The 6525-nt window shown below is 69.2% G+C and carries 9 protein-coding genes and 1 tRNA gene; 3 read left to right on the plus strand and 7 right to left on the minus strand.

The genetic code is table 11. The annotated features are described in order from the left end of the window. A partial coding sequence (locus Q0L11_RS11125; protein ID WP_296597303.1) for a hypothetical protein occupies positions 1-462 on the minus strand: 462 nt, incomplete at its 3' end. Between the two features lie 90 nt (positions 463-552). On the opposite strand from Q0L11_RS11125, the gene Q0L11_RS11130 reads away from it, so the two are divergent. Further along, entirely contained in the window at positions 553-1194 is a 642-nt protein-coding gene (locus tag Q0L11_RS11130) for an NUDIX domain-containing protein (RefSeq protein WP_296597305.1), read from the plus strand. Between the two features lie 28 nt (positions 1195-1222). Here the strand turns inward: Q0L11_RS11130 and Q0L11_RS11135 are convergent, their stop codons facing one another. Together Q0L11_RS11135 and Q0L11_RS11140 are read right to left on the minus strand one after the other, a co-directional pair. Further along, positions 1223-1465 carry a hypothetical protein gene (locus Q0L11_RS11135; protein WP_296597307.1) on the minus strand — a complete coding sequence of 81 codons (243 nt, stop codon included), beginning with the start codon at positions 1463-1465 and terminating at the stop codon, positions 1223-1225. A 182-nt stretch (positions 1466-1647) separates the two neighbouring features. Next, positions 1648-1722: transfer RNA gene (locus Q0L11_RS11140), tRNA-Gly, on the minus strand. 111 nt (positions 1723-1833) lie between these two features. On the opposite strand from Q0L11_RS11140, the gene Q0L11_RS11145 reads away from it, so the two are divergent. After that, positions 1834-2442, plus strand: coding sequence for an HD domain-containing protein (locus tag Q0L11_RS11145; RefSeq protein WP_296597309.1), 609 nt, complete (start codon positions 1834-1836; stop codon positions 2440-2442). A gap of 19 nt (positions 2443-2461) precedes the next feature. On the opposite strand, the gene Q0L11_RS11150 is transcribed toward Q0L11_RS11145, so the two are convergent. From Q0L11_RS11150 to Q0L11_RS11165, 4 genes are all read right to left on the minus strand, one after another. Continuing rightward, positions 2462-2659, minus strand: coding sequence for a helix-turn-helix transcriptional regulator (locus Q0L11_RS11150; RefSeq protein WP_296597311.1), 198 nt, complete (start codon positions 2657-2659; stop codon positions 2462-2464). Positions 2660-2744: 85 nt separating this feature from the next. Continuing rightward, positions 2745-3155 (minus strand): hypothetical protein, encoded by a 411-nt coding sequence (locus Q0L11_RS11155; protein ID WP_296597312.1) that lies wholly within the window; start codon positions 3153-3155, stop codon positions 2745-2747. Between the two features lie 245 nt (positions 3156-3400). Next, positions 3401-4186 (minus strand): TraB/GumN family protein, encoded by a 786-nt coding sequence (locus Q0L11_RS11160; protein WP_296597313.1) that lies wholly within the window; start codon positions 4184-4186, stop codon positions 3401-3403. Positions 4187-4308: 122 nt separating this feature from the next. Continuing rightward, the gene (locus tag Q0L11_RS11165; protein WP_296597314.1) at positions 4309-5328 is read right to left on the minus strand and encodes a 2'-deoxycytidine 5'-triphosphate deaminase; all 1020 of its coding nucleotides are present in this window, start codon (positions 5326-5328) and stop codon (positions 4309-4311) included. Between the two features lie 138 nt (positions 5329-5466). Here Q0L11_RS11165 and metZ point away from each other — a divergent pair. Then, on the plus strand, positions 5467-6525 hold a 1059-nt coding region (metZ, locus tag Q0L11_RS11170), incomplete at its 3' end, for an O-succinylhomoserine sulfhydrylase (RefSeq protein ID WP_296597315.1).

Here is a 6525-nt window from a genome sequence, read left to right on the forward strand (position 1 = left end):
CGCGAGGCTGGCGCGCGGCCCCCGCACCCGCGCCGCGATCTCGGCGGCGCCCATGCCCAGTTCGCCCAGCAGGCGCGCCGCCAGCCAGCGGGCCCGGCCGCGCCCTTCGTCGCAATGCAGCAGCACCCGGCCGCCGCGCCGGAGAATCTGGCGCACCTGCCAGCCGACATAGGCCCACTGCCGCTCGAACCGGGCGCCCGGGGCTGCGCCGGCCCGAAGCGGGCAGTGGTGCCACTGGCCCGTCAGGCGGGGGAGCGCCTCGGCCAGGTCCAGCCGGGGCGTGAGCTTCAGCTCCTGCGCCGACAGGAGGGTGACGATCGCGTCGGGCCGGAAGTCGGCCATCGCCTGCAGGTCGGCGCCGGGCGTGCGGCCGAGGCCCGGACAGGGCGCGACGCCCAGGGCGCCACGACCAAAGCTGATGACGTCGAAGGGCAGGGATGACGCGGCGCAGGCGAGACTCATGGGGAGGCCTCTCGATGGACTGGAACGCGAACCAACTTAGTGTTAGATTCACACTTACCAGCCACCACTTAGTGTCGTCAATACACGAACATGCCTTTCACGTATGAGCACCCCCATCCCGCCGTGGCTACGGACATCGCGGTCTTCACCCTGCGCCGCGGCGCGCTGCACGTGCTGCTGATCGAGCGCGGGGCCGAGCCGTTCCGCGGCGCCTGGGCCCTGCCGGGCGGCTTCCTGCAACCCGACGAGGAGCTGGACGACTGCGCCCGGCGCGAACTGATGGAGGAGACGGGCGTTGCGGCCGAGCTTCTGCTGCCGGTCGCCAATTTCAGCGCGCCGGGGCGCGATCCGCGCGAGCGGGTGATCTCGGTGGCCTACCTGGCGCTGTTGCCGTCCGACGAACTCAAGCTGCAGGCCGACACCGACGCGGCCCAGGCGAAGTGGTTTCCCCTGGCCGAGTTGCCGAAGCTTGCCTTCGACCACGGCGCGATCCTGGCCCGGGCGCTGGACACCCTCTCCGCCCACGCGCGCCAGGTTTCGCCCCTGTTCGCCCTGCTCCCGCCCCGCTTCACCCTCAGCCAGCTCCAGGGCGCGTACGAAGCCGTCACCGGCGACGACGCGGAGAAGCGCAACTTCCGCAAAATGGTGGCGACGCTGGGCTGCGTCCGCGAGACCGAGGACTTCGCGCACGGCAGCCACCGGCCGGCGCGGCTCTACGAGGCGGCAGCCTAGCAACGGCGCCCCGCAGGAGCGGGCGGCTTCAGGCCTCCGTGGGCAATTCCAATCTGCGTCGCCCGAGCAAAGCTGCCAGATCGCGATGAATCCGGGCGCGGGTCATGACCTTGCGGTGGCCCGCGTACACGACCACGCTCTCCGCGCTCGGATGCTGCTCAAGCGCCGAAAGGGCTCGTTCCGCCACGTGTTCGTCGGAGTTGAGCTCGACGCTCTGGAACGTGTCGCAGAGGCCGTTCCTGAGGGTGGGATAGAGTGTGTAGAGAGGCATGCGCGTCCCTTCTTTGCAGGCGGGAGCGCTAAAGCGGTAGCCGTCTCTCAGCCGCTGGCGCCCGGAGAGCGTGGCCAGCGATTTCGAATGGTTAGCACATCCCGCTCCCCGCGATCGTCGGACAGCCGACATGGGCGAGCAACTTCCCGTGTGGACCGGCGCGACAGCGGTGGGAGGAAGATTGGAGCGGGTGAGGGGAATCGAACCCCTGACATTCAGCTTGGGAAGCTGACGTTCTACCTCTGAACTACACCCGCGTGCGGCGGCCTACATAGCGGCGCAGGGCTCGCGGGCCAAGGGGCTGCATTGACCTGGGCGTCCGCGGGTCGCACCCTTGGGCAAATACGATAACCGAGGGAGAGACCGGCATGGCCGACGGCGCGGCGCACGACATCGACTCCAAGGAACGCGCGACGTTCACGGCGATGACCGAGGGTACGGCGGCCGACTGGGCGGCGATCGCCGCGGCCGGCCAGGCGCACCGGGGCGAGCACGTGGACCGCATCCTTTCGCACCTGAAGCTGCTGGACAATGACTACGGCGGCTTCAACGTCGACCGGCTGGAGCACAGCCTGCAGACGGCGACGCGGGCGCACCGGGACGGGCGGGATGAGGAATATGTGGTCTGCGCCCTGCTCCACGACATCGGCGATATCCTGCTGCCCGCCAGCCACGCCGAGCTGGGGGCTGCGATCCTGAAGCCCTACATCTCGGAGCAGAACCACTGGATGCTGGAGAAGCACGGCATCTTCCAGGGCTACTACTTCTTCCACCACCTGGGCCTGGACCGCGACATGCGGGACGAATGGCGGGGGCATCCGTGGTTCGAGTACACGGCGCAGTTCTGCCACCTGTACGACCAGAACTCATTCGATCCGGCCTATGAGAGCATGCCGCTGGAAGCGTTCGTCCCGATGATGCGGCGGGTGATGGAGCGGCCGGTGCGGTCGATCTACAAGAAGCCCGAAGCAGCTTGAGGCCTCCCAGGACCGCGGCCTAAGCCGTCTCGTCCTGGAAGATCTCCTCGATCTTCATCTCGAACAGCCGGGCGATCCGGAACGCCAGCGGCAGGCTGGGATCGTACTTGCCGGTCTCCAGCGCATTGACGCTCTGGCGGGACACGCCGAGGCGCTCGGCGAGGTCGCCCTGGCTCCAGTCGCGCTCGGCGCGCAGCACCTTCAGGCGGTTCTTCATCGGATCATCCATAGCAGCGCGGTCCCGATTCCGAGGAAATAGACGCTGCCGGTCACGAGCAGGACGGCGGCGAGGCTGAGCGGGCTCATCGGCGGGTCCACCACCAGCCGGCCCACGCCACGAGGTAGCCCGTGATCTGCGCCAGCATCACCGTGGCGGCGCCGATCGCGAAATCGCTGTGCAGGCCGGGCAGGATCTGGGGGACCGGGATCTTTTGGCTGTCGACCAGGATCAGCAGGGCGCCGGCCACGCCCATCCCGAACGATCCGCCCCAGTACCAGGCGAACTTGTGCGCCTCGCGCGCCACCTCGTCGAGCGCGCCCCACCACTTCCAGGTCGAGAGCGCGGTGATGGTCACCAGCACCAGGAGGACCGCGAGGCGGAACCAGCGCGGGAATTCCAGGCCGGCCACGTGCTTCAGCGCGACGAGCGCCACGGCGACCGCGGCCAGCAGGATGAGGCCCATGGAGCCGGCGCGAGCGGATTGTCTTGTCATCGGTGAAGTTCCCTTGTCTCGATGACAAGGAAACATGACACGCGAGATGTGTCAAGCGACCATGACATAATGTCGTGCAAGCTGTTCCCCCCCCCTGCGAAGCGGGGGAGGGGGACCACGAAGTGGTGGAGGGGGCGCTGACGCGGCAAGGCGGTTGGCAGATCGGCGCACGGCCCCAGCGCCCCCTCCGTCGGCTTCGCCGCCACCTCCCTCGTTCGCTGCCGCTCTGCGGGGGAGGAGCTAAACTACTGGACCCGCTCGACCCTGAAGCCGCGCGCCGCCAGGAGGGCCGGCAAGCCATCTGCGCCGACCATGTGGAAGGCGCCCACGTTGACGAGCTCGACGCCCGAGCCGGCCATCTCGGCGGAAAGCCTGTCGGCCCAGCGTTCGTTCCGGCGCTTGAGGAAGGCCTCGTAGAGCGCGGGGTTCTCCGCACGCATGTCCGCGATCTGGGCCGGCCCCAGAGTTCCGGCGAGCCAGGCGTCTTCCAGGCTCTGCGGCTTGAACGGCAGGCGCAGGCGCGGACCCCGGCTGCGCTCGCGCACCACGTCCGCCAGGTAGCGGACCTCGGACGCTTCGGGCAGGCTCGCGAACATGCGGGCCTGGTCCTCCAGGGTCTCGAACGCGCGGATGCGCTTGGATTCGGCGCGGGCGGCGCGGGTGATCGTCAGGTCCGCCCCCTTGTCGACCGAGGCGCCTTTGGCCAGCGCGGGCTGCATGGACAGCATAAGGGCGGCAGCCCAGGGGCGCAGGTGGTCGACGCGGGCGAGATCGGTCTGGCGGGCGAGCGCGCCGAGGTCCGACGGCGCCAGCTTGCGGCTGAGCGGCCGGTCGGGATCGACGCCGTAGCGCTGGACCAGCAGGCGCAGGGTGTCGGGATCGCCCGACTGCATGTCGGCCTCGAACCAGACCGTGCCGGCTCGCGCGAGGACCGCGTCGTAAAGCGGCGTGCGCCAGGCTTCGCCCGGCTTGAGCGCGTGCAGGGTGCCGAAGAGGTAAACCTGGCTGTCCCCGTCAGAGACGCGCCACATGGCCGGGGCAGCCGAAGCCGCGGCCCCCCAACCGAAAGCCAAAGCGCCCGCGACGGCGGCGAGCCCACGCAACCACGCCACAACGATGTCCCCCGACAGCGACGCCCGCAGGCGTCAGGGGACTATGCCTGCCAAATCCGGAAATGCTTGGATAATTTCAGGCCCTGGCGCTGGTAGTGCGACCCTAGGTCGCCATAGAGGCGCGTGGGGCGCTCGGTGAGCGGCTCGTAGACGAGCCGGGCGACCGTCTGGCCATCCTCCAGGATGAACGGTGTCTCGTGGCTGCGGACCTCCAGCACGCCCTTGGACCCCTTGCCGTGCGCCTCGTCCGTGCCGAAGCCGGGGTCGAAGAAGCCGGCGTAGTGGACGCGGAACTCGCCCACCGACGGATCGATCGGGGTCATCTCGGCCGCTTCGAGGACCGGGATCTCCACCGCCTGCTTCGAAGCAAGGATGTAGAACTCGCCAGGGTCCAGCAGGAGCTGGCCGTTGCGCGGGACCAGCGGCTCCCAGAAATCGCGCGGGTCGTGGCCGTCCTCGTGGTCGAGGTCGACGACGCCGGCGTGGCGGCGGCCGCGGAAGCCCGCGATCTCGCCGGTCAGGTCGACGCCGACGCTTTCCGTGCGCAGACGCGGCGGCGTACCGGCCTTCAGGCGGAGCTGGTTCAGCCGCGTGCCCGAGCGCACCAGCACCGAGAAGGTCTGCGGCGCGATCTCCATGTAGAGCGGGCCTTCATAGCCCTCGTCCACGTCGTCGAAGGCGTCGCCGAAGTCGGTGATCACCCGCACGAAGACGTCGACGCGGCCGGTGGAGCTCTTGGGATTGGCGCGGGCGGAGATCCCGACCGGCAGCTTCACCCGCTCCTGCAGCTCGGCAATGTAGACGCAGCCGCGCTCCAGCACGGCCCCGGCCGTGAGGTCCAGCTCGTGCATGGCGACCTCGGAGATCCGCTGGCGCACCGTGCCGTGGCGCGGCAGGAACGAGGCGCGCACCCGCCAGGCCTTGCCCGCGAGCCGCAGGTCGAGGCTGGCCGGCTGGACCTGGTCGTGCGCCCAGGGCGTCGCCGACGCGATGGCGCCGCTCGCGATCAGGGCTTCGATGGACTGGCAGGGCAGGATGCCCGGGGCGGCAAATTCGCTCATGGGCCGCGAACCCTTACCGCAGAACCGCGACGTGGCAAGGCTTCGCGAGGGGAATTGAGGCCGCTTGCAGGAAAGCGGCGCTTGACGCGCAGGGGCGCCCGGCGTTCAAGGCGCCCAGTTTTTCTGAAGGAGGCCGTGATGGCTGAAGATCCGCGCGATTGGGAAATCGAGACCCGGGCAGTGCGCGGCGGCCTCATGCGCACCGAGTTCGGCGAGATCTCGGAAGCCCTCTTCCTGAACCAGTCCTTCGCCTACGACAGCGCCGCGTCGGCCGACGCGCGGTTCGCCGGCAATGCGCCCGGGTTCATCTACCAGCGCTTCGGCAACCCCACGACGCAGATGTTCGAGGACCGCCTGGCGCTGATGGAAGGCGCCGAAGCCTGCAAGGCGACCGCGTCGGGCATGGCGGCCGTGCAACTGGCGCTGATGGGGCTGGTCCGCGCTGGCGATCACATCGTGGCCGGCCGCGCCCTGTTCGGCTCGTGCCGCTGGATCCTTTCGGAATGGATGCCGCGGTTCGGCGTGGAGACCACCTACGTCGACGCCACGGACCTCGAGGCGTGGAAGAACGCGGTGCGGCCCAACACCAAGTGCTTCCTGGTCGAAAGCCCGGCCAACCCCCTGCTGGAGATCACCGCCATCGGCGCGGTGGCCGAGATCGCGCACGCGGCCGGCGCCACGCTGGTGGTGGACAATGTCTTCGCCACGCCGATCTTCCAGAAGCCGCTGGCCCTCGGCGCCGACGTGGTCGTCTATTCGGCTACCAAGCACATCGACGGCCAGGGGCGCGTCCTGGGCGGGGCGATCCTGGGGGCCGCCGACGTCCTGACCGAAGCCTACAAGGACATGCACCGGCATACCGGCCCGGCGCTGTCGCCGTTCAACGCCTGGGTCCTGCTGAAAGGCCTGGAGACGCTGGAGCTGCGGGTGCGTCGCCAGACCGAGAATTGCGGCAAGGTCGCGAACGCCATCGCCGCCCATTCCAAAGTGTTGAAGACGATCTATCCCGGCCGCCCCGACCACCCGCAGGCGGCGATCATCGCCAACCAGATGACCGGCGGCGGCAATGTGGTGGCGTTCGACCTGGGCAGCCGCGAGGCGGCCTGGCGCTTTCTCGACGCGCTGGAGATCGTCGACATCTCCAACAACCTGGGCGACGCCAAGTCGATGGCCACCCACCCCTGCACCACCACCCAC

Origin of the sequence: Phenylobacterium sp. (assembly GCF_024508875.1) — a bacterium.
In the GTDB taxonomy this organism is placed as follows: domain Bacteria; phylum Pseudomonadota; class Alphaproteobacteria; order Caulobacterales; family Caulobacteraceae; genus Phenylobacterium.